At 60.4% G+C, this 23,712-nt stretch carries 25 protein-coding genes; 18 read left to right on the plus strand and 7 right to left on the minus strand.

Features of this window, described 5'->3' with window-relative positions; genetic code table 11:
• Position 1: 1 nt before the first annotated feature.
• Positions 2–1,102, plus strand: coding sequence for a DUF1513 domain-containing protein (locus EV281_RS10130; RefSeq protein WP_132652947.1), 1,101 nt, complete (start codon positions 2–4; stop codon positions 1,100–1,102).
• Here EV281_RS10130 and EV281_RS10135 read toward each other — a convergent pair.
• Positions 1,081–2,163, minus strand: coding sequence for a DUF2252 family protein (locus EV281_RS10135; protein ID WP_132652948.1), 1,083 nt, complete (start codon positions 2,161–2,163; stop codon positions 1,081–1,083). The two genes, EV281_RS10130 and EV281_RS10135, sit on opposite strands and share 22 nt — an antisense overlap.
• A gap of 227 nt (positions 2,164–2,390) precedes the next feature.
• Between EV281_RS10135 and EV281_RS10140 the strand changes: the two genes are divergently transcribed.
• From EV281_RS10140 to guaA, 3 genes are all read left to right on the plus strand, one after another.
• Positions 2,391–2,840 (plus strand): PaaI family thioesterase, encoded by a 450-nt coding sequence (locus EV281_RS10140; protein WP_132652949.1) that lies wholly within the window; start codon positions 2,391–2,393, stop codon positions 2,838–2,840.
• On the plus strand, positions 2,837–3,475 hold the full coding sequence (locus EV281_RS10145) for a 5'-methylthioadenosine/S-adenosylhomocysteine nucleosidase (protein ID WP_132652950.1): 639 nt from the start codon (positions 2,837–2,839) through the stop codon (positions 3,473–3,475). Before EV281_RS10140 ends, EV281_RS10145 begins: the two co-directional genes overlap by 4 nt.
• A 93-nt stretch (positions 3,476–3,568) precedes the next feature.
• Positions 3,569–5,131: a glutamine-hydrolyzing GMP synthase gene (guaA, locus tag EV281_RS10150; RefSeq protein WP_132652951.1), complete on the plus strand. Its 1,563-nt coding sequence runs from the start codon at positions 3,569–3,571 to the stop codon at positions 5,129–5,131.
• Between the two features lie 272 nt (positions 5,132–5,403).
• On the opposite strand, the gene EV281_RS10155 is transcribed toward guaA, so the two are convergent.
• Positions 5,404–5,862 carry a cupin domain-containing protein gene (locus EV281_RS10155; RefSeq protein WP_132652952.1) on the minus strand — a complete coding sequence of 153 codons (459 nt, stop codon included), beginning with the start codon at positions 5,860–5,862 and terminating at the stop codon, positions 5,404–5,406.
• Positions 5,863–5,982: 120 nt separating this feature from the next.
• Between EV281_RS10155 and EV281_RS10160 the strand changes: the two genes are divergently transcribed.
• From EV281_RS10160 to ybaK, 8 genes are all read left to right on the plus strand, one after another.
• Entirely contained in the window at positions 5,983–7,518 is a 1,536-nt protein-coding gene (locus EV281_RS10160; protein WP_132652953.1) for a winged helix-turn-helix domain-containing protein, read from the plus strand.
• Between the two features lie 206 nt (positions 7,519–7,724).
• Positions 7,725–8,444, plus strand: a complete 720-nt coding sequence (locus EV281_RS10165) for a ParA family protein (RefSeq protein WP_132652954.1) — start codon at positions 7,725–7,727, stop codon at positions 8,442–8,444.
• Positions 8,445–8,705: 261 nt separating this feature from the next.
• Positions 8,706–9,227 (plus strand): 2'-5' RNA ligase family protein, encoded by a 522-nt coding sequence (locus EV281_RS10170; RefSeq protein WP_165911865.1) that lies wholly within the window; start codon positions 8,706–8,708, stop codon positions 9,225–9,227.
• A gap of 68 nt (positions 9,228–9,295) precedes the next feature.
• Positions 9,296–10,357, plus strand: coding sequence for a succinylglutamate desuccinylase/aspartoacylase family protein (locus EV281_RS10175; protein ID WP_132652956.1), 1,062 nt, complete (start codon positions 9,296–9,298; stop codon positions 10,355–10,357).
• Between the two features lie 104 nt (positions 10,358–10,461).
• Entirely contained in the window at positions 10,462–11,592 is a 1,131-nt protein-coding gene (locus EV281_RS10180) for a TIGR03364 family FAD-dependent oxidoreductase (protein WP_132652957.1), read from the plus strand.
• The gene (gene phnX, locus EV281_RS10185) at positions 11,589–12,368 is read left to right on the plus strand and encodes a phosphonoacetaldehyde hydrolase (protein WP_132652958.1); all 780 of its coding nucleotides are present in this window, start codon (positions 11,589–11,591) and stop codon (positions 12,366–12,368) included. Before EV281_RS10180 ends, phnX begins: the two co-directional genes overlap by 4 nt.
• A 69-nt stretch (positions 12,369–12,437) precedes the next feature.
• Complete coding sequence (locus EV281_RS10190) at positions 12,438–12,788, plus strand: ArsC family reductase (protein ID WP_132652959.1); 351 nt, start codon at positions 12,438–12,440, stop codon at positions 12,786–12,788.
• A gap of 3 nt (positions 12,789–12,791) precedes the next feature.
• The gene (gene ybaK / locus EV281_RS10195; protein WP_132652960.1) at positions 12,792–13,265 is read left to right on the plus strand and encodes a Cys-tRNA(Pro) deacylase; all 474 of its coding nucleotides are present in this window, start codon (positions 12,792–12,794) and stop codon (positions 13,263–13,265) included.
• On the opposite strand, the gene EV281_RS10200 is transcribed toward ybaK, so the two are convergent.
• Positions 13,266–13,709, minus strand: a complete 444-nt coding sequence (locus EV281_RS10200; protein ID WP_132652961.1) for a MarR family transcriptional regulator — start codon at positions 13,707–13,709, stop codon at positions 13,266–13,268.
• 101 nt (positions 13,710–13,810) lie between these two features.
• Between EV281_RS10200 and EV281_RS10205 the strand changes: the two genes are divergently transcribed.
• Together EV281_RS10205 and EV281_RS10210 are read left to right on the plus strand one after the other, a co-directional pair.
• Positions 13,811–14,494 carry a glutathione S-transferase family protein gene (locus EV281_RS10205; RefSeq protein ID WP_132652962.1) on the plus strand — a complete coding sequence of 228 codons (684 nt, stop codon included), beginning with the start codon at positions 13,811–13,813 and terminating at the stop codon, positions 14,492–14,494.
• 120 nt (positions 14,495–14,614) lie between these two features.
• Positions 14,615–15,868, plus strand: a complete 1,254-nt coding sequence (locus tag EV281_RS10210) for an aminopeptidase (RefSeq protein ID WP_132652963.1) — start codon at positions 14,615–14,617, stop codon at positions 15,866–15,868.
• On the opposite strand, the gene EV281_RS10215 is transcribed toward EV281_RS10210, so the two are convergent.
• Positions 15,816–16,739: an EamA family transporter gene (locus EV281_RS10215; protein ID WP_132652964.1), complete on the minus strand. Its 924-nt coding sequence runs from the start codon at positions 16,737–16,739 to the stop codon at positions 15,816–15,818. The genes EV281_RS10210 and EV281_RS10215 overlap by 53 nt on opposite strands.
• A gap of 81 nt (positions 16,740–16,820) precedes the next feature.
• Between EV281_RS10215 and EV281_RS10220 the strand changes: the two genes are divergently transcribed.
• Positions 16,821–17,318, plus strand: a complete 498-nt coding sequence (locus EV281_RS10220; protein ID WP_132652965.1) for a MarR family transcriptional regulator — start codon at positions 16,821–16,823, stop codon at positions 17,316–17,318.
• Here EV281_RS10220 and EV281_RS10225 read toward each other — a convergent pair whose 3' ends face one another.
• Both EV281_RS10225 and xseA read right to left on the minus strand, forming a co-directional pair.
• Positions 17,319–17,909: an NAD(P)H-dependent oxidoreductase gene (locus EV281_RS10225; protein ID WP_132652966.1), complete on the minus strand. Its 591-nt coding sequence runs from the start codon at positions 17,907–17,909 to the stop codon at positions 17,319–17,321. It lies immediately after the preceding gene.
• 2 nt (positions 17,910–17,911) lie between these two features.
• On the minus strand, positions 17,912–19,495 hold the full coding sequence (gene xseA, locus EV281_RS10230) for an exodeoxyribonuclease VII large subunit (protein WP_132652967.1): 1,584 nt from the start codon (positions 19,493–19,495) through the stop codon (positions 17,912–17,914).
• Positions 19,496–20,075: 580 nt separating this feature from the next.
• On the opposite strand from xseA, the gene EV281_RS10235 reads away from it, so the two are divergent.
• Positions 20,076–20,318, plus strand: coding sequence for a hypothetical protein (locus tag EV281_RS10235; RefSeq protein ID WP_132652968.1), 243 nt, complete (start codon positions 20,076–20,078; stop codon positions 20,316–20,318).
• A gap of 11 nt (positions 20,319–20,329) precedes the next feature.
• Here the strand turns inward: EV281_RS10235 and EV281_RS10240 are convergent, their stop codons facing one another.
• Positions 20,330–22,177 (minus strand): hypothetical protein, encoded by a 1,848-nt coding sequence (locus EV281_RS10240; protein ID WP_132653230.1) that lies wholly within the window; start codon positions 22,175–22,177, stop codon positions 20,330–20,332.
• 156 nt (positions 22,178–22,333) lie between these two features.
• Here EV281_RS10240 and EV281_RS10245 point away from each other — a divergent pair, with 156 nt between their 5' ends.
• Together EV281_RS10245 and EV281_RS10250 are read left to right on the plus strand one after the other, a co-directional pair.
• Complete coding sequence (locus tag EV281_RS10245) at positions 22,334–23,329, plus strand: glycosyltransferase (protein ID WP_132652969.1); 996 nt, start codon at positions 22,334–22,336, stop codon at positions 23,327–23,329.
• A complete protein-coding gene (locus EV281_RS10250) occupies positions 23,326–23,709 on the plus strand; it encodes a GtrA family protein (RefSeq protein ID WP_132652970.1) in 384 nt (127 codons plus the stop codon). The genes EV281_RS10245 and EV281_RS10250 overlap by 4 nt, the downstream gene beginning before the upstream one ends.
• Positions 23,710–23,712: the final 3 nt, after the last annotated feature.

Genomic DNA, 23,712 nt, shown 5'->3' on the forward strand with positions numbered 1-23,712 from the left:
GATGTGGCGCAGTGCGGCCATCGACCGCCGAGGCTTCATCAAAGCTGCCGGCATCGGCTTTCTGGCAGCGTTGAAACCTGAGGCGCTGCTGGCTCTCGACCGCGCCGATGCCGTCTATGCCTCCGGTATCCGCACCGCCAACGGCTCCTTTGCCGTGGCGACAGTCACCGAACGCGGCGAGATCGTCGATAAGGTGGCGCTGCCTGCCCGCGCCCATGGTATGGCCTATAGCACTGCCACCGGCCGCACGGTCGCATTCGCCCGTCGCCCCGGCACGTTTGCGATGATCTTCGATCCTTGGAACAAGAGTGAACCTATCGTGATCGCCTCGCCGGAGGGCCGGCATTTCTATGGACATGGCGCCTTTTCGCCAAACGGCCGGCTGCTCTATGCCAGCGAGAACGACTTCGACAATAACCGAGGCATGATCGGCCTCTACGATGCGGCGAACCGTTTTGCCCGCATCGGCGAATATGAGACCTATGGCGTCGGCCCGCATGACATGACGGTCTCCGATGATGGCCGCATACTGATCATTGCCAATGGCGGCATCGAAACCCACCCGGATTTTGGCCGCACCAAGCTCAATCTCGGCAATATGCAGCCTTCTCTAACGCTTATCGATGCGGCAAGCGGCGCACTGATCGAAAAGCACACGCTGCCGCCGCGATGGTCATCGGTCTCGACACGGCATGTCGATCTCGATGCCAGCGGTCGCATCTGGTTTGCCTGCCAGTATGAAGGCCATCGCAGGGACCTGCCACCGCTCGTCGGCCATTTCCGCCGGGGTGACGATCTTGCTTTCATCGACCTGCCCGAGGAGACGACCCGGCGGCTTGCCAACTATGTCGGGGCGATCGCAGTCAACCGGAAGGAAGGGTTGGTCGGTGTCACCTCGCCGATCGGCGGCGCGTCTGTCACCATCGATGCGAAAACGGGCAAGGTGCTGCGCGAGAAAAGCGTGCGTGATGCCGCTGGTATAGCGCCTGCGTCTGGCGGCTTTGCCGTTTCTTCTTATGACGGCGACTTCCTGTCGAACCACAGCGATGTCGCCTGGGACCAGCATATCGTGCGGATCGCTCACCCGCCGCTGATACGATAATCCTTCCATTCCTTTTCAGTGAATTCGGCCGCCGCCTGTGCCGCCTCGTAGAGCCAATCCTCGCCGCGTGCGAGCAGATCGCTATGGATCGCCGCAACGGCTGCCGCATCGTCAGAGTGGCAGTTGGCGATCTCAAAACCCATCAGCTCCAGCATCGTGCCGTTCAACAGGGTCTTTGCATCCGTCTCGATTTCGATCTTGCGGCTGTTCGGCGAAAGCCGACGCACGAGGATGCGGCCCGTCACCGCGAAATGCGGATCGGGGCTGCGCATCCGACCCCCTGCAATGACAGCGGTTCTGATCACACGATCTGAGGACCTTGCCAGCGACCAGGCGGAAGGCACAAGCGCCTTGGCTTCGCGCAGCACGGGTCCGCCGCGCCATTCCTTCACATAGGCGATGAAACGCGGCCGCCCCAGGCTGCCCGTTCCCTTTTTCAGCACAGGTACGGGCGTAAAATTTCCCGAGCCCTTCGGCAGGGCGTTTCTCAGCGCGTCGACGAAACGGCCAGGAGCCGGCTTTTCACCGGGCTTGCGCTTGTCTGCCTTTCTCCAGAAATCTTCCCGCTCATCTTCCGAAAGGAGCAGCTTGTCGCGCAGCCAGGGATGATCGCGCTCCAGGATGATCGGCGTCGAATGTTCAAGGCCGCGTACATATCCAGCGAGAATGAGCTCGGCCATCGCCTTGCCGGAGATTCCCTTATCCGGCTGAGCCAGAATGGCGCTTGCCACGAGCCGCACGAGATCCAGCCCGTAGGGCATGATCGCCGCGTCGTCGAAATCGTTGGCGCCCCAGACGAGCCGCCCCTCGATATCCCGCCAAGTGCCGAAATTCTCCAGGTGCGTATCGCCGATCGAAAGCACTTGCGGCATCTCGGCAAGCTCCGGCTTGACGTTATAAATAACCTCGGCCCAGCGCCAATAGGTGGCACGCAGGAAGGAGAAAGCCTCCTCGCGCATCTTCCGGTGCTTTTCGTCGATGCCCTCCTGCACGAGCTCGCCTTGCAACTCATGGGCCAACCACGCCTCGTAATCGCTCATAGATTGAGAAAATGCCTTCATTGGCTCGCCTCAGGTTTGATTGATCATAATCCTGTTAAGCGTTGTTCAGAAGAGAACCCGTGGCAAAACAAGCAAAAGCAATTCTCAACCGCGAGGAATTGCAGGGACAAACACCCGAAGGCCCCGTGATCGAAAAGCCTTGGTTCAAGACAAAAACATCGTGAGCCGGATTGCAACTTGTCGAATCCGGCCGGCCATGCCACTTTCGCGGTCGCGAGAGGGCTGCGATGAACGAGACCAATAGAGGCGATTTCCGGGAGCGGATCCGCCAGAATTTTGCACGACAGGCGGCCATGCACACGATCGGCGCGGAGCTGACGCGTGTCGAGCACGGCATGGTGGAAATCGAGCTTCCCTTCGACGTCAAACTGACACAGCAGCACGGCATTTTGCACGCGGGCATCATTTCCGCAGCGCTCGATTCGGCCTGTGGTTTTGCCGCCTACAGCGTTATCGATGCCGAAGCCTCGATCCTCACGATCGAGTTCAAGGTCAACCTCATGTCGCCTGGGCGGGGCGAGCGCTTCCTCTTCAGGGGCGAGATCACCAAGCCCGGCTCCAACATCATCGTTGCCGATGGGCGAGGTTATGCGATCAGCGACGGGCCGGCCAAGCTCATCGCGTCCATGACCGGGACGATGATGGTTATCCGCGGAAGAGAGGGAATTACGGGATGAAATTCGAACTGAAATCGGTTGCAGGCAAGTCCATCCTGTTCGTCATGGCCGCGGAGGCCGAGTATGGCCCCTTTCTGCGCTCGCGCATCGAACCGCTGATGACCGGCGTCGGCCCGGTCGAGGCAGCGATCGCGCTTACCAAGTCCCTCTCTCGTCTCGATGGCTCCGACGATCTGCCCGATCTCGTCGTCTCGCTCGGCTCGGCCGGCTCGGCGCGCCTGCAACAGACCGAAGTCTATCAGGTGACCTCCGTTTCCTATCGTGACATGGATGCCTCGCCGCTCGGGTTCGAAAGAGGCAAGACGCCTTTCCTCGACCTGCCGGCCGATCTTGAACTGCCGCTGCGTATTCCGGGCATTCCCGAAGCCACGCTTTCGACAGGCGGCAATGTCGTCTCGGGTGCTGCCTATGCCAATATCACAGCCGATATGGTCGATATGGAAACCTATGCGGTGCTGCGCGCCTGCCAAGGCTACAAGCTGCCGCTGATCGGCCTCCGCGGCATTTCGGATGGTGCTGTCGAGCTGCAGCATATTTCAGGCTGGACGGAATATCTGCATATCGTCGACCGCAAGCTTTCCTACGCCGTCGACAGCCTGTTTACGGCTCTGGAGGATGGCGTTTTCTGGTTCTGAGGGCTTGGAAACAGGGACAATCGGGACAATAAAAGCCTGCTGCAGCTGAATTCCCGGATTGCAAGAAGAGGCGCTTTTCATTAAAGGCTCGCCATGACCCAGACAGCACATCCCGACAGCGTTCTCATCGTCGATTTCGGCAGCCAGGTGACCCAGCTCATCGCACGTCGCGTGCGCGAAGCCGGCGTCTATTGCGAGATCGTTCCCTTCCAGTCCGCCGAAGAAGGCTTCAGGCGCCTTCAGCCGAAAGCCGTGATCCTATCCGGCAGCCCGGCCTCGACGGTCGATGAGGGTTCGCCCCGAGCGCCGCAGGTCATCTTCGACAGCGGCCTTCCGGTCTTCGGTATCTGCTACGGCCAGCAGACAATGTGCATGCAGCTCGGCGGCCTGGTGGAAAGCGGTCATCACCGCGAATTCGGCCGTGCCTTCCTGGAGGTCGACGAGGACTGCGCCCTGTTCGAAGGCCTCTGGTCCAAGGGATCGCGCCATCAGGTCTGGATGAGCCATGGCGACCGCGTTACGAAATTGCCGGAAGGTTTCGAGGTCGTTGCGACCTCCTCCAACGCGCCCTACGCCTTCATCGCCGACGAAAAGCGCAAATACTACGGCGTGCAGTTCCATCCGGAAGTGGTGCATACGCCCGACGGCGCCAAGCTGATCGCAAACTTCATCCACAACATCGCCGGCATCCAGGGCGATTGGACAATGTCCGCCTACCGCCAAAAGGCGGTCGAAGACATCCGCAAGCAGGTGGGCGACAAGCGCGTCATCTGTGCGCTGTCTGGCGGCGTGGATTCGTCTGTCGCGGCCCTGCTCATCCATGAGGCCGTCGGTGACCAGCTTACCTGCATCCTCGTCGATCACGGCCTGATGCGCAAGGACGAGGCGGCCGGCGTCGTTGCCATGTTCCGGGAGCATTACAATCTGCACCTAATCCACGTGGACGCCTCCGACCGGTTCATCGGCGAACTCGAAGGGGTTTCCGACCCGGAAACCAAGCGCAAGATCATCGGTCGCCTGTTCATCGAGACCTTCGAGGACGAGGCCAAGAAGCTTGGCGGTGCCGATTTCCTCGGCCAAGGCACACTTTATCCCGATGTGATCGAGTCGGTCTCCTTCACCGGCGGCCCCTCCGTCACCATCAAGTCGCACCACAATGTCGGCGGCCTGCCGGAGCGCATGAAGATGCAGCTCGTCGAGCCGCTGCGCGAACTCTTCAAGGATGAGGTTCGTGTCCTCGGCAAGGAGCTCGGCCTGCCGGACAGTTTCATCGGCCGCCATCCCTTCCCGGGCCCGGGCCTCGCCATCCGCTGCCCCGGCGGCATTACCCGCGAAAAGCTCGACATCCTGCGCGAGGCTGATGCGATCTATCTCGACGAGATCCGCAAGGCCGGCCTCTATGACGCAATCTGGCAGGCTTTCGCCGTGCTGCTGCCGGTCCAGACCGTCGGCGTCATGGGCGACGGCCGCACCTACGAGTTCGTTTGCGCGCTACGCGCCGTCACCTCGGTCGACGGCATGACTGCGGATTTCTACCATTACGACATGGAATTCCTTGGCCGCGCCGCGACCCGTATCATCAACGAAGTCCGCGGCATCAACCGTGTGGTCTACGATGTGACGAGCAAGCCCCCCGGCACGATCGAGTGGGAGTGAGCTTGGCTTTGGACTGTGGTGGCTGCGTCGCGGCCGCCGCGCAAGGCCGGCGAAGGCGTGCCAGCGACACCAGAACAACTCGCCTCGGCCTGACCGGCTGCGCGAATGCGCCGCGGCTGGAAGGGAGTTCGATCCGGCCGAGATTGCGCACTGCCGCGCCGAGGCGGCGCCGCTAATCTGGGTCGCGGTGTTGCCGCTTGCCGTGGTTGTTCTCGTGAATCTCAGCATGTCACTCTTGACGTCTCCCGAGCCTCGGCAACGGCGAACGCGCCTTATTCTCTGAGTGCCGAAAGCTGATCCGTGTCATACCGCGCACGCAGATCGGCGATTTTCGTCGGGTCCGCTGCGCCACCGCGTGCGACAATGTCTGCGAGCTCTTCAAAGTAATGCTCGTGGCCGGGCGGAGAGACCGTCATCAGCACGCGCGCCGGCTTTTCGCTGGCGTTGCCGATATTGTGCGGCACGCCGGGCGGCAGGAACAGGTAGGTGCCCGGTGTTGCGTGTATGCGCTCATCCCCGACCTGCCATTCGCACTCGCCTTCAAGCACATAGAAGGTCTCTTCCTGCGTCCGGTGCACGTGTAACCCGGTGGAGAAGCCGGCAGGAATTGTCCATTCGAACATCGAGGTGTGGCGCGTGTTGTCGCCAGTGACGAGAAACGCCATTGGCTGGCCACCGAGGTGCACTTTTTTGCCTTCGCCGGGCATTCGGATGATTGCCTTTGCGATCATTTGAAATCTCCGTAACACGAGGAATGTCTAACGCTTCCACCCTGCCCTTCCGATGGCCGAAAGTCGCAAATCCGATCCGAAATTGTTGCGAAATATCGCCGACAAGGCAGAATGCGTGGCATGTCAGAGATATTCAGATTTGGCCATTTTGCGCTCGATGCTGGCTCGGGCATGCTGTTCGATGGCAGCGAGCCGACGCTGCTTGGCCGGCGCGGCGTTGCCTTGCTGCGCTTGCTGCTCGAGCGCGCCGGATTGCCTGTCGGCAAAGACGCGCTGATTGAGGCGGCGTGGCCGGGGCTCGCGATTGAGGACAGCAATCTTACGGTGCAGATTGCAGCGTTACGCCGCGTACTCGAGCGGGGTAATGGTGTTGGCTGGATCGAGACGCTGCCGCGCCGCGGCTATCGCTATATCGGCCCACCGGTGGCACGCGCGAACGAAGCGGCACCGTCGATCGCCTTGCCGGTTCCCGAGAAACCGTCGATCGCTGTGCTGCCATTCTCGAATTTGAGCGGTGAGCCGGAACAGGACTATTTCATCGATGGGATGGTCGATGACATCATTACCGGCTTGTCGCGCATCAACTGGCTATTTGTCATCGCGCGAAACTCAAGTTTTGCCTACAAAGGTCGGATGGTGGACGTGAAGCAGGTCGGGCGCGAGCTCGGCGTGCGCTACGTGCTCGAAGGCAGCGCCCGTAAGCTGCTTGATCGTGTGCGCATCACCGGCCAGTTGATCGATGCGTCAACAGGAGCGCATGTGTGGGCCGAGCGATATGACCATAGGTCTGATGACATTTTCGCCCTTCAGGATGAAGTCGCCTTGTCGGTTGTCGGCGCCATAGCGCCGAGCCTGCGTCGTGCCGAAGTCAACAGGGTCAAGCGGAAACGGCCCGATAGCCTCGATGCCTACGACCTGGTGCTTCGGGCTCAGCCCGACGTCGATTCAGGGATGCCGGATCAGGTCACGCAGGCGCTCTCGCTACTCGAACGCGCCATCGATCTCGATCCCGCTTATGCGCTGGCGCATGGCAACGCGGCGATGTGCCACCACTGCCTCTTCCTTCGCGCCGGCTTGCAGGAGATCAACCGTGCCGCTTCAATCCGCCACGCGCGCTTGGCCATTATTCATGGACAGGACGACGCGCTTGCATTGACCTGGGCCGGATTTTCCATCGGCATGGATGGGCACGATCGCACCGCCGCATTCATAGCATTGGAAGCTGCACTCGCCATCAGTCCGTCATCCGCGCTGACGTACATCCTCGGCAGCGTCATCCTCGGGTGGGGCGGAGAAGCCGAGCGCGCGATAGAATGGAGCGAGCGGGGTGTACGGCTCAGCCCGTTCGATTCTTGGGCCTGGGCCGCTTTTGACGCACAGGCGATGGGTCATTTCCGCTGCGGCCGCTACGAAGAAGCGGCGCGTGCGGCTTATCGGTCGGTTCAGGCCAATCCTGCGCATAGCATCACTTATGTGCAGTTGAGTGCGGCGCTCGTCAAACTTGGGCGGCTTGAGGAGGCCAGGTCGGCAGCGGCCAGGGTGCTGGAACTGCACCCCGCGTTTCGCTACAGCCGCCAATTTCTGGGCGTGAACTGTGCTCCTGAGCTTGCGGCACCTCTTGGCGATGCTCTGCGAGCAGCCGGTTTGCCGGAGTAGCTGGGATTGAACCGGTCCGAGGGACCCTACCGCCCGCCAATTAATTGCACACAAAAATCAACCTCGGACATCGGGCTAAAACAGCGCCACGCAAGGTTGCTGTTTGACCTTTTCGCCTCATCACTGCGAAAGACGCCGTTCCTTAAAGCTCGAGACGCGCCTCTTGCAGGATGACCGCCGCCAAACACTTCAACCCGAGGTAATCGATGCCAACACTTACATTTGCGAATACGAAAGGAGGGGCCGGCAAGACGACGGTCGCTCTCGTTCTTGCCACAGAATTGGCTCGCCGTGGCCATCGCGTTTCCGTTCTGGACGCGGATCCGCAGCAGTGGGCCAGCCGCTGGCATCGTCTGTCCGGTGAAGCAGCCGAATTCGCCGTCATCAACAATGTCGCAGAAGAGACGATCGAACAGCAGATCAAGGACCTCAAGAAGCACAGCGGTTATATCATCGTCGATCTGCCGGCAGGCATGAGCCCGCTGATGGCGAAGGCTATCGGCTTTTCCGATCACGTGATGGTTCCGGTGCAGGGTTGCGCAATGGATGCCGTCGGCGGCGCCCAAGTGTTGGAGATCATGAAGCAGCTTGCTGCTCAGCATAATATCCGCATCCCGCACTCAGTCGTGCTGACCCGCATCAGCTCGATCATCACCACCCGCGCGCTGCTCGCCGTCAGGGGCTTGCTGGCGCAGCAGCAGGTGAACGTGGTCAACACGGCACTGGTCGAGCGCGCCGCGTATCGCGACATGTTCGTTTCCGGCGGCAGCCTCTATACGATGGATCCATCCCGCGTCAGCAATCTCGACAAGGCGCAGGAGAATGCCCGCATGCTGACAGATGACATTCTTCGTCTCGTGCCGCCGAAGGCAGCACGCGCCAGGTCAGCCAAGAAGGTGACTGAAGCCGTCAAGGATGCTGCTTGAGGCGCGCATTCATCGGTTGATGCGAAGTCAGCAACGGCTGCCTCTGGGCAGCCGTTGCTGTTCTAATCGTAACTTTCATGACTAATGTTCCTGTTTTGTTCTTGACGAGAATTGCAACTCTGATAAGCTCCTCCTTGTAAAACAAGGAGGCGGGCGATGTAGTCCGTAGTTCGAATGCCTCACTTTCCACTCGATCCGAATGGCTCAGATCCCCGGAAGAAATCCAGCCCAGCCGGCGAACCTCACCACAGGCTTTTCTTCATGCTTCGCCCGACTACTGAAGCTGCAGACGAAGCGCTGGAGATCGCTCAAACCTACCGAACAATCCATTCCCTGATCAGCCCAATCCGGCCTCGTGAGCTGCTCCACATAACGCTCAATGGCGTTGGCGCCTATCGAAAGCTTCCACAGGATATCGTGTTCGGCGCGGAACAGATCGCTGCGACAGTGTGCGCCCGGCCGTTCGATCTTGTGCTCGATGAAGTCATGAGCTTCCGCCACCAGGGCAAATCGCAAGCCTTCGTCATCTGCAGCAGGCAGGAAAACGAGGAGCTGACGGACCTTCGCCGCCAGATCCAGGAAGGCTTGTACCAGGCTGGATTGCCCTACAACCTCGGCGGCCACCTGACGCCGCACATGACGCTGCTCTATGATCGCAAGACCATTCTGCCCGAAAAGCTCAGCCGGCCGGTGCAGTGGAATATCCGGGAGTTCCTGCTGATCCACAGTATCTATGGAAAGAGCGAGCATAATGTACTTGGCCGCTGGCCGCTGCTAGGCTGATCCAAGCTTGCGCCGCGGGTGGGGAGTCGCATAAAACTCCCACCCAATATGCAATGCGGAGCAAGACAGTGGACGTTTCAGAGATCATCATCCCCGGCGATACGCCCGGCATCGAATGGCGGTTACCGGTCATCCGTTTCAAGGGGAGCGATCCTGCTGCCCCCAAAGTCTATATCCAGGCCGCATTGCACGCCAACGAGTTGCCGGGGACGGCGCTGGCGCATTTTTTCTGCGGCAAGTTACGGCAAGCCGAGAGCGAGGGCCGGATCGCCGGTGATATCACGGTCGTGCCGCAGGCAAATCCAATCGGAGCGGCGCAATCGCATTTCGGCGAGCTGCAAGGCAGGTTCGATCTCGGTTCGAGGACCAATTTCAACCGCGACTTTCCGCTGATTGCCGTCGGTGATCGCGCAGAGCTGGTCGACGAACTTGATAAGTGCTCAGCCGCCAATCGTCTGAAGCGGCAGCTGATCCACATGGCATTAGGCGCCGATCTGGTGCTCGACCTGCATTGTGACGATGAATCGTTGCAATATGCCTATATCGACGAAGCCTTCTGGCCGGAAGCGGCAGACCTTGCGACCGCGCTCGACATGGAGGCGGTGCTGCTTTCGGATGGCGAAAGCTCCGCCTTCGAGGAAGCTGTCGGCTTTGCCTGGAAGTACGAGGTACCGGGCGAGCGCAAAGCCAAGCTTCCGGGCAAGCTGTCGGTGACGGTGGAACTGCGCGGCCGGCGCGATGTCTATCCCGACATGGCCGCGAAAGATGCCGAAGGCCTGCTGCAGTTCCTGATAGGACGCGGTGTCGTCGGTGGCAGGGCGGCGGGAGATGCGGCCTTCTCCGGGCCGGCCGTACCGCTCGACAATGTTGAAATCATACGCGCGCCGGAGGGCGGCACCGTGCTCTTCCATCGCAATATCGGCGAGCATGTCGCGGAAGGAGACCTTCTGGCGACGATCGTTACCCGACCCGGGTTTGTGGAAGGCGATATCGACATCAGGGCGCCGCAGGACGGGTTGCTGCTGACCCGCATTTCCGACCGGCTCGTGCGCCGGCGCGGCGACCTGATGAAGATTGCGGCCGACCGGCCAAGCAAGGCAGCGCGAAAGGCCGGTACGCTGGAAGACTGAACCGGCGTTCTTTTCTACACGCGAATGTAAGGCTCCGCGCAACTGTCACACAGGCTTCAAGAAAATCCGCCAAGCCGTTGCAGACATGTTGCGAAGGAGCTTTCATGGCGCATTACGATATTGCGATTGTCGGCGCGGGCATTGTCGGGCTGGCGCATGCGCTGGCGGCGGCAAAACGCAGCAAGCGCGTAGTGGTCATCGACCGTGACGCACAGGCAAACGGTGCTTCGGTGCGCAATTTCGGCTTTGTGACTGTGACCGGCCAGCAAGCCGGTGACTGCTGGGACAAGGCACGGCGCGCTTGCGATATCTGGGCCGAGATTGTCGACGATGCCGGCATCGATGTCCTGCAGCGCGGACTGCTACTTGCAGCAAGGCTCGACGAATCCGAAGCTGTGATCGACGCGTTCCTGCGCACCGCGATGGGCGAGAGTTGCGAAAGACTAACAGTCGACGAGGCACGGCGGCTGGTGCCGGCGCTGCGGCCGGAGGCGGCGCGTTTCACGCTTTACAGCCCGCATGAGCTGCGCGTGGAATCCCGCACGGCCATTCCGCTGCTCGCTCGCTATCTCGAAGCCAAATATGGCATCGAGTTCCGCCGCTCGACGGCGGTGAGCGCCGCGGAACCACCGCGGATCGAGACTTCAGCCGGCCTGATCGAAGCAGAGACTGTGGTTGTCTGCCCCGGCGATGATTTCAAGAGCCTATTTGCTGACCGGATTGCTGCCTATAACCTGACACGCTGCAAGCTGCAGATGATGCGTGTCGTGCCGGCTCAGCGGGTCTCGCTCAGCACGGCCGTCATGTCCGATCTCGGGCTCGGGCGTTATCTCGGTTATGCTGAACTACCTGAAGCGACAGCATTGAAGGCGCGGCTCGACCGTGAGTTCAAGCCGGAGCGGGAAAATGGCATCCACCTCATCGTTACGCAATCGGAGGATGGCTCGCTGATCGTCGGCGACAGCCACCATTATTCCGAAACGCCCGACCCATTCGGTCTCGAGCGGGTCGACCGGCTGACCCTTGACGAGATGGACGCCGTGCTCAATCTGCCGGGACGCTTCATTACCGAGCGCTGGATCGGCACGTATGCCTCTGCACCGGACCGCTGGCGCTTCACGGACAAGCCTTCCGACGCATTGCGCATCGTCGTCGTCACGGCTGGCTGCGGTGCTTCGACCGCTTTCGGCATCGGCGAGGAAACCATCGAGGATCTTTTCGGGAGCGCAGCATGACTCAATTCAAGGCAGTGGTCTTCGACTGGGCCGGAACGATGATCGACTTCGGCTCTTTCGCGCCGATGGGCGCTTTTGTTGAAACGTTCGCCAAATTTGGCGTCGAGGTGACGATCGCCGATGCGCGCAAGCCAATGGGGCTTCCGAAGCGCGCGCATATTGCCGCGATGCTCGCCGAGCCGCATATCGCCGCCTGCTGGCAGGCGGCACAGGGTGCGCTTCCCGACGAGGCAGCAATCGATAAAGTGTATGAGCTCTTCGTGCCGCTGAACGAGTCTGTCGTGGCCGATTACTGCACGCTCGTGCCTGGCGCGATCAAGACGATCGAGTATCTGCGTGAGCGGCAGATGAGGATCGGCTCGACCACCGGTTACACGCGCTCGATCATGGAACGGGTATTGCCGCTCGCCGCCGCGCAGGGTTACGCGCCTGACAATCTCATCTGCGCCGACGACCTACCACTCGGCCGGCCTACACCGATCGGCATGTATAAGTGCTTCCTCGACCTGATGGTCTATCCGGCTTCCGCCGTCATCAAGGTTGATGACACCGAGCCCGGCATTGCCGAAGGCGCTGCCGCCGGCTGCGTCACAGTTGGCCTGACGCTCTCCGGCAACGAGGCCGGCCTGACGCCTGATGAGGTGGATGCGCTTTCGCCTGAGGCACGCGCCGAGCTGCACAAGCGGATCGGCGATAAGCTGATTGCAGTCGGGGCCGACTACATAATCGAGACGGTAGCCGATCTGCCGGCGCTCATCGAAGAGCTCGAGGGATAAGAACCAGACGGCGTTTGCAGCGCTCATCCGGCGTGTTATCTCGCTGACCAAACAGGGAGACTCACCGGCATGGCCGTTACCATTTACGGTATCAAGAACTGCGACACGATGAAGAAGGCCCGTAGCTGGCTGGATGGCCACGACGTCGCTTATGATTTTCACGATTACAAGGCGGTCGGCATTGACCGTGCGCATCTGGAACGCTGGATCGACGAGGCCGGGTGGGAAACAGTGCTGAACCGCGCTGGCACCACGTTCCGCAATCTGTCGGATGCGGCGCGCGAAGATCTCGATCGGGAAAAGGCAATCGCCCTGATGCTCGACCAGCCGTCGATGATCAGGCGGCCGGTGCTGGAAACCGGCGGCAAGCTGCTGATCGGCTTCAAGCCCGAAATTTACGCACAGACGTTCAAGGGCTGAGCCATGTCCAAAACCACGCGCGCGACCCAGGTTCTTGCACAGACGGGCGTCATCTTTACGCTTCATACCTATGATTATGATCCGAACGCCGAGCGTGTCGGGCTGCAGGCGGCGGAGGCGCTCGGTGAGGATCCGCATCGCGTGCTCAAGACGCTGATGGCGGAGGTGGATGGAAAGCCGGTCTGCGTTGTCGTGCCGTCTGACCGCGAGGTCAGCATGAAGAAACTCGCCAGTGCCTTTCGCGGCAAATCCGCCAATATGATGAAGCCAGCCGATGCCGAGCGGCTGACGGGCTATCATGTCGGTGGCATCAGCCCATTCGGACAGAAGAAGATCGTGCCGACGGCGATCGAGGAAACCGCACTCGCCGAGCCGCTGGTCTACATCAATGGCGGGCAGCGCGGATTGCAGGTTCGGCTCGATCCGAAAGAGGCGTTGAAGGCACTGAAGGCCACTACTGCGCCACTGATCGCCTGATCAGAGGAAGCGATCCAAAAGGCCGGCAAGCATCTTCGCCTCGCCTTCGGCAAGCTTGCAGCCGACGTGTGTTTCGATCGCTTTGCCATAGACGGTCCACATTCGCTCCCGAAGCTGCCGCCCAGCATCAGTGATCACCACCCAGCGGCCGCGCCCATCCTGTTCAAAGACCTCGCGACCGACCAGACCCTCTTTTTCCAGCCGATCGATCAAGCGGGAAAGATTATACTGTGCCAACAGCGTCCGCTCCTCGATCTCATAGGGGCGCAGCCTGCCGGATTGCGAGCGCGCCAGTTCCCAAAGCACGTCATACCATGCAAGCGGCGGCATGCCGGCCGCCTTCAGATCGGCTTCGATCAGGCCAAGCAGCCGCTCGCGGGCGCGCATGAGGCGCGTCCAGGCAGAGACAACGGCGTCGTTCGGCTTCGGAATATTCTCAGGCATAAATGTAATTACATCTACCTTGAATCCTATCGCAAGCGATATTATATGCATTTGCATACACGCCAACCGACCAATCCCTTGCGAACCACTCGGAGACTTTCATGAGCAGGCTCACCCTCATCAGTCATCATCTCTGCCCCTACGTGCAGCGCGCAGCGATCACACTCCTCGAAAAGGGCGTGCCGTTCGAACGCATCAATATCGATCTTGCCGACAAGCCGGATTGGTTCCGAAAAATTTCGCCCCTCGGCAAGGTGCCCTTGCTCCGGATACAGGAGGACGATGGCCGCGAAGAGGTGTTATTCGAAAGCAGCGTCATCTGCGAATATCTGGAGGAAACGCAGGCGGGTGCTGCCCTACATCCAACCGATGCTTTGAGCCGCGCCCGCCATCGCGGATGGATGGAATTCGGCTCTTCGGTGCTTTCCGATCTCTGGGGCTACGAGACGGCACAGGATGCTGCGCAACTGGAAGTCAAGCACAAGGCACTTGTCGCCAAATTCACAACGATCGAGGGCGCGCTGACGGATGGACCCTATTTCGCCGGGGCCGGCTTCAGCCTCGTCGACGCGGTCTTTGGTCCAATCTTTCGGTACTTCGATCTCTTCGATACCCTCGGTGATAGCCCGATCTTCGACGGGCTCGAGCGGGTCAAACGCTGGCGCAAAGCGTTGTCCGAGCGAGCAAGCGTTCGGGACGCCGTTGGCGAAGACTATGCGCAACGCCTGATGGAATTCCTCGATAAGCATAACTCGATACTGCTTAAACTGCCCGCCGCCGCTTGACTCGCAAAGGCGGCCGGATATGCATTCGGCCGCCCTTCAAATCGAATGCGGACGCTTCAATTTCGCCTTAAAGGGGTCTAAATCTCTACCCGTCGCAGATTATAGAAGGCAGGTTGACCCATGACGTTCATGCCCCAGAGCCACAGCGCCGTTGATCCCGTCAAACTCGAGAAGCTCGCGGAAGTCGCCATCAAGGTGGGCCTGCGGCTTCGGCAGGGGCAGGATCTCGTCATTACCGCTCCTGTCGTGGCACTGCCGCTGGTTCGGCTCATCACCAAACACGCTTACCTCGCCGGCGCCGGACTGGTTTCTACCTTCTACTCCGACGAGGAGACGACACTGGCGCGCTATCAATATGGCAGCGACGAGAGCTTTGACCGGGCTTCCGGCTGGCTATACGATGGGATGGCGAAGGCTTATGAGAACGGTGCCGCCCGTCTGGCCGTCGCCGGCGACAACCCCATGCTGCTGGCGGAGCAGGATCCGAGCAAGGTCGGCCGCGCCAACCGCGCCAACTCCACGGCCTATAAGCCGGCTCTGGAGAAGATCTCCAACTTCGACATCAACTGGAACATCGTCTCCTATCCCAACCCTTCCTGGGCAAAGGTTGTATTTCCCGATGACCCGGAAGCGATCGCCGTTGCCAGGCTCGCCAAGGCGATCTTTGCGGCCTCGCGCGTCGATCTCGACGACCCGATCGCAGCTTGGGCCGAGTACAATGCCAATCTTGCCAAGCGTTCGTCCTGGCTGAACGGCGAGCGTTTCGCCGCGCTGCATTTCACCGGACCGGGCACGGATCTCACTGTCGGCCTGGCAGACGGCCATGAATGGCATGGTGGTGCCTCCACGGCCAAGAACGGCATCACCTGCAATCCGAATATCCCGACCGAGGAGGTCTTCACCACGCCGCATGCGTTGCGCGTCGAGGGCCATGTGTCGAGCACCAAGCCGCTCTCGCATCAGGGCACACTGATCGACAATATCAGGGTTCGTTTCGAGGATGGCCGCATCGTCGAAGCCAAAGCCTCGCGCGGCGAGGAGGTCCTGAATAAGGTGCTGGATACGGATGAAGGTGCACGCCGGCTCGGCGAAGTGGCGCTGGTGCCGCATTCCTCGCCGATCTCGGCAAGCGGCATCCTCTTCTACAACACTCTGTTCGACGAGAACGCCTCGTGCCATATCGCGCTCGGCCAGTGCTATTCGAAGTGCTTCCTCGATGGCGCTTCGCTGAGCCAGGAGAAGATCAAGGCGCAAGGCGGCAATTCCAGCCTGATCCATATCGACTGGATGATCGGCTCCGACAAGGTCGATATCGACGGCATCAAACCTGACGGATCGCGGGTGCCGGTGATGCGCCATGGGGAATGGGCGTAACAACACCCGCCTTCGGCATCAGGTTGTGCTGGCTCAGCCAGACGCTGACAAGAACCATGGCAAATCCGGCAAGCTGCGTCGGCGTCAGGCTCTGGCCGAGCGCCAGCCATCCGAGCAGGGTTGCGACGACGGGGCTTAGAAAACCGAGCGATGCTGCGGCGGAAGGCTCGATTCGTGACAGGCCGCGAAACCAGAGCAGATAGGTGAAAGCCGCGCCGACAAGTCCGAGCCAGGCGATGCCGAGAATATTGGCCATTGTCGGCACCGGAAACGCTGGCTCCAGGAAAAGGGCCACAGGTACGAGCAGGATGCCGCCTGCAGTCAATTGCCATGAGGTAAACGTCAGGCTGGAGACCGGCGGCTGCCAGCGGCGGGTCAATACCGTGCCGAAGGCCATCGACACTGCACCGGCGAGACCTGCGGCGACACCAACGGGATCAAGCGCCGCGCTCGGCGTCAGCACTAGAAGCCCGACCCCCGCCATGCCGATCAGGCCTGCAATGACGGCGAGGGAGCGGATCGGCTTGCCAAGGACAAGGCGCGACAGTGCAATAACGATCAATGGCTGGACGGCGCCGACCGTGGCGGCAACACCGCCTGGCAGGCGATAGGCCGACACGAAGAGCATTGCCCAGAAGAGCGAGAAGTTCAGTGCGCCGAGAATGAAGGCACGGCCCCACCAGATGCCCGTGGGCAGTTTCCGGACAATCAGCAGCAGAAGCAGGCCGGCTGGTAACGCGCGCAGCATGGCAACCGTCAGCGGATACCCCGGCGGCAGGAAAGATGTCGTGACGAAATAGGTGCTGCCCCATATTGCAGGGGCGATCGCGGTTGTCAGCACATCGGCCACATAGCGGGAATTTTTCTTCATATCAAGAATCTCTACATCAAGATAAATCCAGAATAACACATTTTATCTTGACGTCAAGAGATCTGCTGATATCGATGCAGCATGAGCAAAACCAACGAAGATCACGTAGACAGGATCTTGGCGCAATGGCGGCGCGAACGGCCGGAGCTGGATGTCGAACCCATGGGCATCTTCGGCCGGCTGAAACGGCTGACGACGCATATCAGCCGCGAGGTGGAGGCGGTGCTTCTCCAGCACGGTCTGTCGACCTCCGCCTTCGATGTGCTGGCAACGCTTCGCCGCTCCGGCGCCCCCTATCGGCTGTCACCCGGAGAATTGCTCGGCATGACCATGGTCAGTTCCGGCACGATGACAAACCGGATCGATCAGTTGGAAAAGGCCGGATTCGTGGAGCGTCTGTTCAACCCAGAAGACCGACGCAGTGTGCTGATCGCGCTGACGGACAAGGGGCTTGCGACTGTGGAAGCAGCAGTCGGCGCTCATGTTGCTAACCAGCAGCGGCTGGCGCGCAATCTGTCGACCGATGAGAAGGCGGAGCTCAACCGGCTGCTTAAGAAATTCCTATCGGATTTCGAATAATTAGATGGCAGCGAGCGCTTTGCGGATACGCTCCAGATGCGCCTTGCGCCTAGCTTCAGAAGCACGATCCATATCGTGCAAACTCATCATGCGAAAGATCAGCTTTTTCGAGCAAAAATTGGCGATGCCGCGCTTCAGCAGGCGACGAACCGGATTGCCCATATACACATGCACCAGCCACCAGGGCGAACCTGTCGTCGTCAGTGCATAGAGCAACCGGATATTGGTGAGCTGCGGTACGATGCGACCGCCGGCGGCATCATGAGTGAAGGCCACACCCGGCGTAAAAATGCGATCGAAGAAGCCCTTCAGGATGGCCGGAAAATTGAACCACCATTGCGGAAAGACCAGGACAAGCCCCTCGGCCGCCTTCAGCCGATCGACGAAGCCGGCAACGGCTGACGTATCGTAGGGCGTGTCAAAATAACCGCGTCGCTCCGCTTCCGACAGGCGCGGATCGAAATCCTCGACATAGAGATCAAGCAGATCGACGACATGGCCTGAGGCTTCCAGCGCTTCGCGGGCGGTGCGCGCCACCGCGGTGGCAAAGCTTTCCGGTAGCGGATGGGCAAGCACGAGCAGGATTCGCATCGCTAGAACAGGCTTCCCTGTTTCGGAGGCGGCTCGCTGGCTTTGGTCGCGCGCTTCTTCGATCCGGTCGGCGGCGCGCTGCCTTCCGTCGTTACGGCGCCGACGCGGCCATCTGCGAATTCGATAGCAATGCCCATGCCGGCGGAAAGTGCGGCGGCTTGCGAGACAGGCCTGTTATCCTCGTCGCGGATGACGGCGTAGCCGCGCTTCAACACGTTCTTGTAAGACAGCGATTGCAGCACGCGGTCCTGTGCGGAAAGTTCTGCACGTGCGCGGGTCAGTTGATGACGGATTGCCGTATCGGCATGGCGCGAGAGATTGCCGAGACGCTCTCGGCTGCGGTCGGTCTGGGTCTTCAACCGCGCAGGCAAAGAGGCAAGGATCGCCTCGGCGCGCTCGATACGGGACTTCGACTGGTCGAGCAGGCGCTCGACCCTGCGTTCCGCGCGGGCCATGCGCTCGCTGAGAAGCTGGCGACGCTCGGTGATGCGATTGGACAGTACGTCTGGGCGCAGATGCGACGCGACGCGCTCGAAGCCACGGCGTTTGTTGATCGTGTTGAGCTCCAGCCCGCGGCCAAGGCCAGCAGCTGCCTCATCATAGCGGCGGCGAGGCAGTGCCAGCAGCTGGTCGAGCGAAGGCAAGGCGCGCATCAGGGAGCGGACGGACTGACGGCGTTGGTCCATCTGGCGGCTCATGCAGCCCTGCAGGCGGGCAGTAAGCGCGGCGACCTGCGCTTCCAGCTCGGCCTTGACCGGCACAGCCATTTCGGCGGCACCCGTCGGCGTTGGCGCGCGGACATCGGCGGCGTAATCGATCAGCGTCCAATCCGTTTCGTGGCCGACGGCAGAGATCAATGGAATCCGGCTATCGGCTGCAGCACGCACGACGATTTCGTCGTTGAAGCTCCAGAGATCTTCGAGGCTGCCGCCACCGCGGGCAACGATCAACACATCCGGACGCGGGATCTCCCCTGTGGGTTCCAGGGCATTGAAGCCTTTGATGGCGTTCGCCACCTCCTCGCCGGAGCCCTCCCCCTGCACCTTAACCGGCCAGACGATGACATGGACAGGGAAACGATCGGAGATGCGATGCAGGATATCGCGGATGACGGCGCCGGTGGGCGAGGTGACGACACCGATCACAGCAGGCATGAAGGGCAGGCGCTTCTTGCGGGCGGGATCGAAGAGGCCCTCCGCGCCGAGCCTGCGCTTGCGCTCCTCGATCAATGCCATCAGCGCGCCGGCGCCGGCAGGCTCCAGCGTCTCGATAACGATCTGGTATTTGGAAGAGCCGGGGAAGGTCGTGACCTTGCCAGTCGCGATCACTTCCATGCCCTCCTCCGGGCGGAATTTCAGGCGGGAAAAGGTGCCCTTCCAGATGACCGCATCGATGCGAGCCCGGTCGTCCTTCAGCGAGAAGTAGGCATGGCCGGAAGAATGGGGACCCCGGTAGCCGGAAATCTCGCCGCGCACGCGCACCTGGTCGAACGCCGTCTCGACGGTCCGCTTGATGGAACCGGACAGCTCAGAGACCGAATATTCCGCAAGATTGGTGGGCGAATCGCCATCAAAGACATTGCTCATCTCCTCTTTCTATTTTGATAGCCCCCAAACGGGAAGGTCGAGGCCGGCGAAGGGTGAATTTTTATCCAAAAATCGGTGGAGGACCCAAGAAATAGGGATATCGCAACTTGTAAAAAAAACTTAGTATTACTCATGTTCGTAGGGAGTGGCGAACACCCGACCCGAAAAATGAGCATGCTTGGCAGTGAAAATTCCCCACCGATGAACGGTGTGGGAACAGTCTCTTTTATTACCGTCGCTATGCTCAATACCCTTTAGAGGGTTTCGGCTCGCTCTCTTTCCGAACAACCAGTCGATCAGGCATCGATCGAATTGTCAGCATGACGCTGCTTCGTCTCAACGCTGTGGCCCAGCTGGAAAGTTCCGTTTACGTAAGAGAAATAGTCACGGAACTTTTCAGCCTGTAACAGAGTTGACCTGGATCGAAACATATACCCGGCGCAAGCCGGGGGAAATGCCGTCAGGTGAACGCATCCGTAACCATGGCTGCAATTCAAGCTTTCATGGAGGATGCCCAATAAACTTTTGTTAGCGGAGGGCCCCTAGGCTCCTGCAAACGACCTGAAGAAGAGGTGACGACATGATCATCCTGACAGCAACCACACTGGGCCTCACCGTGGGCCTGATGCGCTCGGCCGGCGCTATTGCACTGGTCGCCATGTTCATCGGCTTGACTTTTGCCCTCGCCGCGATCGCCTCCGGCGGCGCGGTATCATTCCTGGCGCTTCTCTACACGATCATCGGTTACAATGCCGGTCTGCTGCTTTATCTCGGCGGTCTCTTTGCCACCGATCGTCTACGTGCGGTCCTCGCCCATTCCTGAAAGATAGGGGGTCAGTCCGACGTCGGCCAGTAACGGAAGAACTGGACGCCGCTGTCGGCGGCCTTCGGCAGCGGATCGAGATAGGGCGGAATATTACCCTTGCGGAGCTGCGCATAGAGCCCGTCGGGCTTCAATCTGGCGATTTCACTCGTCTGCAGATCATCGGGGCAAAACGCAAACGTCGTAACGCCCGCTCCTCTTAGAAATGCTTCGGCCTCCTTTGGCTCGGCCAGACCGATGTGCATTTCGGTCAGCATGCCACCCTGGTTACGGTGATAGGGCGCCGACAGGACACGATTGGATGTGTAGCGCAAGATCGGCACGCCCATTTCCGACGGCGCCGAGATCATGCCGGGCGGCAGAGCGGCAAGCGGAGCGAGCGCCTGCTTCGATGAGCAGGAGAGCCGGTCTGGGTTCCTCGCATTCTTCGTCTTGTTGACTTGCATTTCGACAAGTGCGCCACCAACCGCCCACACCGCCGGCACACTTGCCAGAACCGTCAGGATATAGACAAGAGCTGCCGCGGCATTCTCGCTATCGCCATTCGATATGCGGCGCACTTCGATGATCAGCAAGGTGAGCGGCAGGATAGACAGCAGATTTGCAAAGACAGCGCCCCGAACCTGAACCAGGGCGACGGCCCAGCTGACACTCAAAAGCGCCAAAAGCACGAGATGGACCTGCACGCGATCACCTCTAACCGAGCGGAAGATGCAGACGGCTATCGCGAGCAGGCCAGGCGCGTAGAATGCCCCGATGGAAAAGGGATCTGTCCGGCTGAGCGCGAGAATGGACTGCGCTTCCGAGACATTGCGCAGCCAGAGCTCGACCAACATCGGATCAAGATTACCGAGCGGATTGCCCAGGCATTGCGGCGCGATGGCCAATGCCGAAGCAAGGACGGCGGCGCCGACGGCCGCGAGCGCGGCAAAACGCAGACCACGGCCGAGACGGCTGGCAAAGACCGCGGAAACCAACAGCAGGCCACCCCCAATAGTTGCAAGGCTATAAAAGCCGAGCGAGAGGTTGTCGCAGGTGACCGCCGAATATTGCCATGGCGGCACCGTTGCGAAGAAGAAGATGCTGATCGTGACAGCGAGGCTGAGGCCGAAAGCCTTGGTAGCGGCCTCGAACGGTTCGCCCTCCCAGGCCCAAAGCAGGGCCACCACCAAGCAATAGGTCGCGACGAAGGGCGTGGTTTCAGCGCCGATCGCGATCGCCAATGCAGCTGTTGCCCCGGCAACGACATAGTTCCAGACACGCTGTTTTTCATCGAAGAGCATCGCGGTCATGATTGCGACAAGCCCGAGCTGGACATTGTGATGATCGATGGCGCCAGGCGCGAAGCGATTGCCGGTATAGATTGCCATGCCGGCAAAACAGAAGGACAGGTGCATGCCGGCAAGGCCGCCGACACGCTGACCCGCGAGACCCATGGCAAACATGGGGGGAAAGACAAGCGACAGGGGCCAGACGACGAGTGCGGCGGCCTCCGCGGCGTCATGGCTAAGGAAGAGGCCGAATAAACGGATCAAACCGGCAATCGGAAGGTCGATCAGCCGCGACCAGTGCATAAGCGTACCCTCGCCGAGGCCGAGTCGATACTGCATCAGGTCGAACCAGCCCTGCCCGCTCAGGAAATCTCTGATTTCCACGAGGCGCATGCCGTCGTCATTATCGGGGCCGACATAATCGACCGGACCGCCGGCATATTTCATGACGGTGATGATGCCGATCAGGATAATGGTGTAGATGAGGGCCGATGGCAGCAGCTGTGTCAGCAGCTGCCGGATTCCGCTAATGAATCCAGTCCTGGCTGATGCTGATTGCGCCTTGGCGATCGGCTGCACTGCGTTCATCATCGTAGCCAGGTCGTTGCGTGATGGGCAAACCTTAGCCCTGGCTTATCAAGAAAGTGTAAACCACAGGAGATGCCTCTTTCATTTCCTCATAGGGGCTTGTTAACGCTGGATGCGGTAAATTCGCCCCGGTTTCTTTGTAATGAGTGTAACCCTATGGAGCGATCGCTCAGCGAAAGTCCTGATATTGCCGTTCTGCTTCCCTGCTATAACGAAGCGGCAACGATCGGCCCTGTCGTCAAGGGCTTCCGGGCGGCGCTGCCCGATGCGCATATCCACGTCTACGACAATAATTCCACCGACGGCACGGCGCTGCATGCCATGCTTGCCGGCGCGCATGTCGTGCGCGAGCGGCGGCAAGGCAAGGGCCACGTCGTGCGTCGAATGTTCGCCGACATCGATGCAGATATCTATATCATCGCCGACGGCGACGGAACCTATGCGCCTGAGGATGCCGAGGAGCTGGTACGTACACTGCTGACAGAGCGGGCCGATATGGTGGTCGGCACGCGGCGCGGCGTGCGTGACGACGCCGGCCGGCAGGGACATGCCCTCGGCAACCGGCTGTTCAACATACTCTATCGCATCATCTTCGGATCTGACTTCACCGACATCTTCTCCGGCTACCGGGCCTTCTCGCGCCGTTTCGTCAAGAGCTTCCCGGCGGTTTCCGGCGGCTTCGAGATCGAGACGGAAATGTCGGTGCACGCTTCGCGGCTGAAGCTGCCGGTAAGCGAACTGGAACTGCACTACGGCAGACGCCCGGAAGGATCGCACTCGAAGCTTTCAACCTTCGGCGACGGCGGCAAGATCCTCTGGATGTTCGCCATGCTGATGAAGGAGACGCGGCCCTTTGCCTTCTTCGGCACGATCAGCGCGCTTTTCATGCTGACAAGCTTCGGCTTCATGGGGCCGGTGCTGGCGGAATATTTCGAAACAGGACTCGTCAGCCGCATGCCGACCTGGGTGCTCGCGACAGCGCTCGCGATGATCTCCATCATGCTGTTTACGGCCGGCGTCATTCTCGATTCCGTCGCGCGGGCGCGGGCAGAGCAGTTGCGCATCCATTACATGAGCCTGGCAGCGCCGGTCTCCGCAAAGGACAAGACCTTGCCCACAACGCTTGATGGCAAAAAGGCGGACGCGGCATGAAGAAGCTCATTCGCTTCGCGATCGCCGGTGGGCTTGGCTTCGTCGTCGACGCGAGCGTACTTGCGCTGCTGCTGCAGCTGACGCCACTCGGTCCCTTCATTGCCCGGCTGATTGCCATTGCGCTCGCGATGGCAACGACGTGGGCATTCAACCGGACTTTCACTTTCGACCGCTCCGGCCACTCGCTAGCGGCGGAAGGTTTTCGCTACGGCTCCGTCGGCGTGACGGCCGCCCTTGTCAACTATGGGCTTTATTCGGCGCTGCTACTGTCACTACCGGCGCTGCAGCCGTTTGCAGCGATGGTGCTCGCGACCGCAGCGTCGATGTTCTTCAGCTTCTTCGGTTATTCCCGCTTCGTCTTTCGAGGAAACGCCGGGTAAGCA

The sequence above is a fragment of the Rhizobium sp. BK418 genome (assembly GCF_004341105.1).
In the GTDB taxonomy this organism is placed as follows: domain Bacteria; phylum Pseudomonadota; class Alphaproteobacteria; order Rhizobiales; family Rhizobiaceae; genus Rhizobium.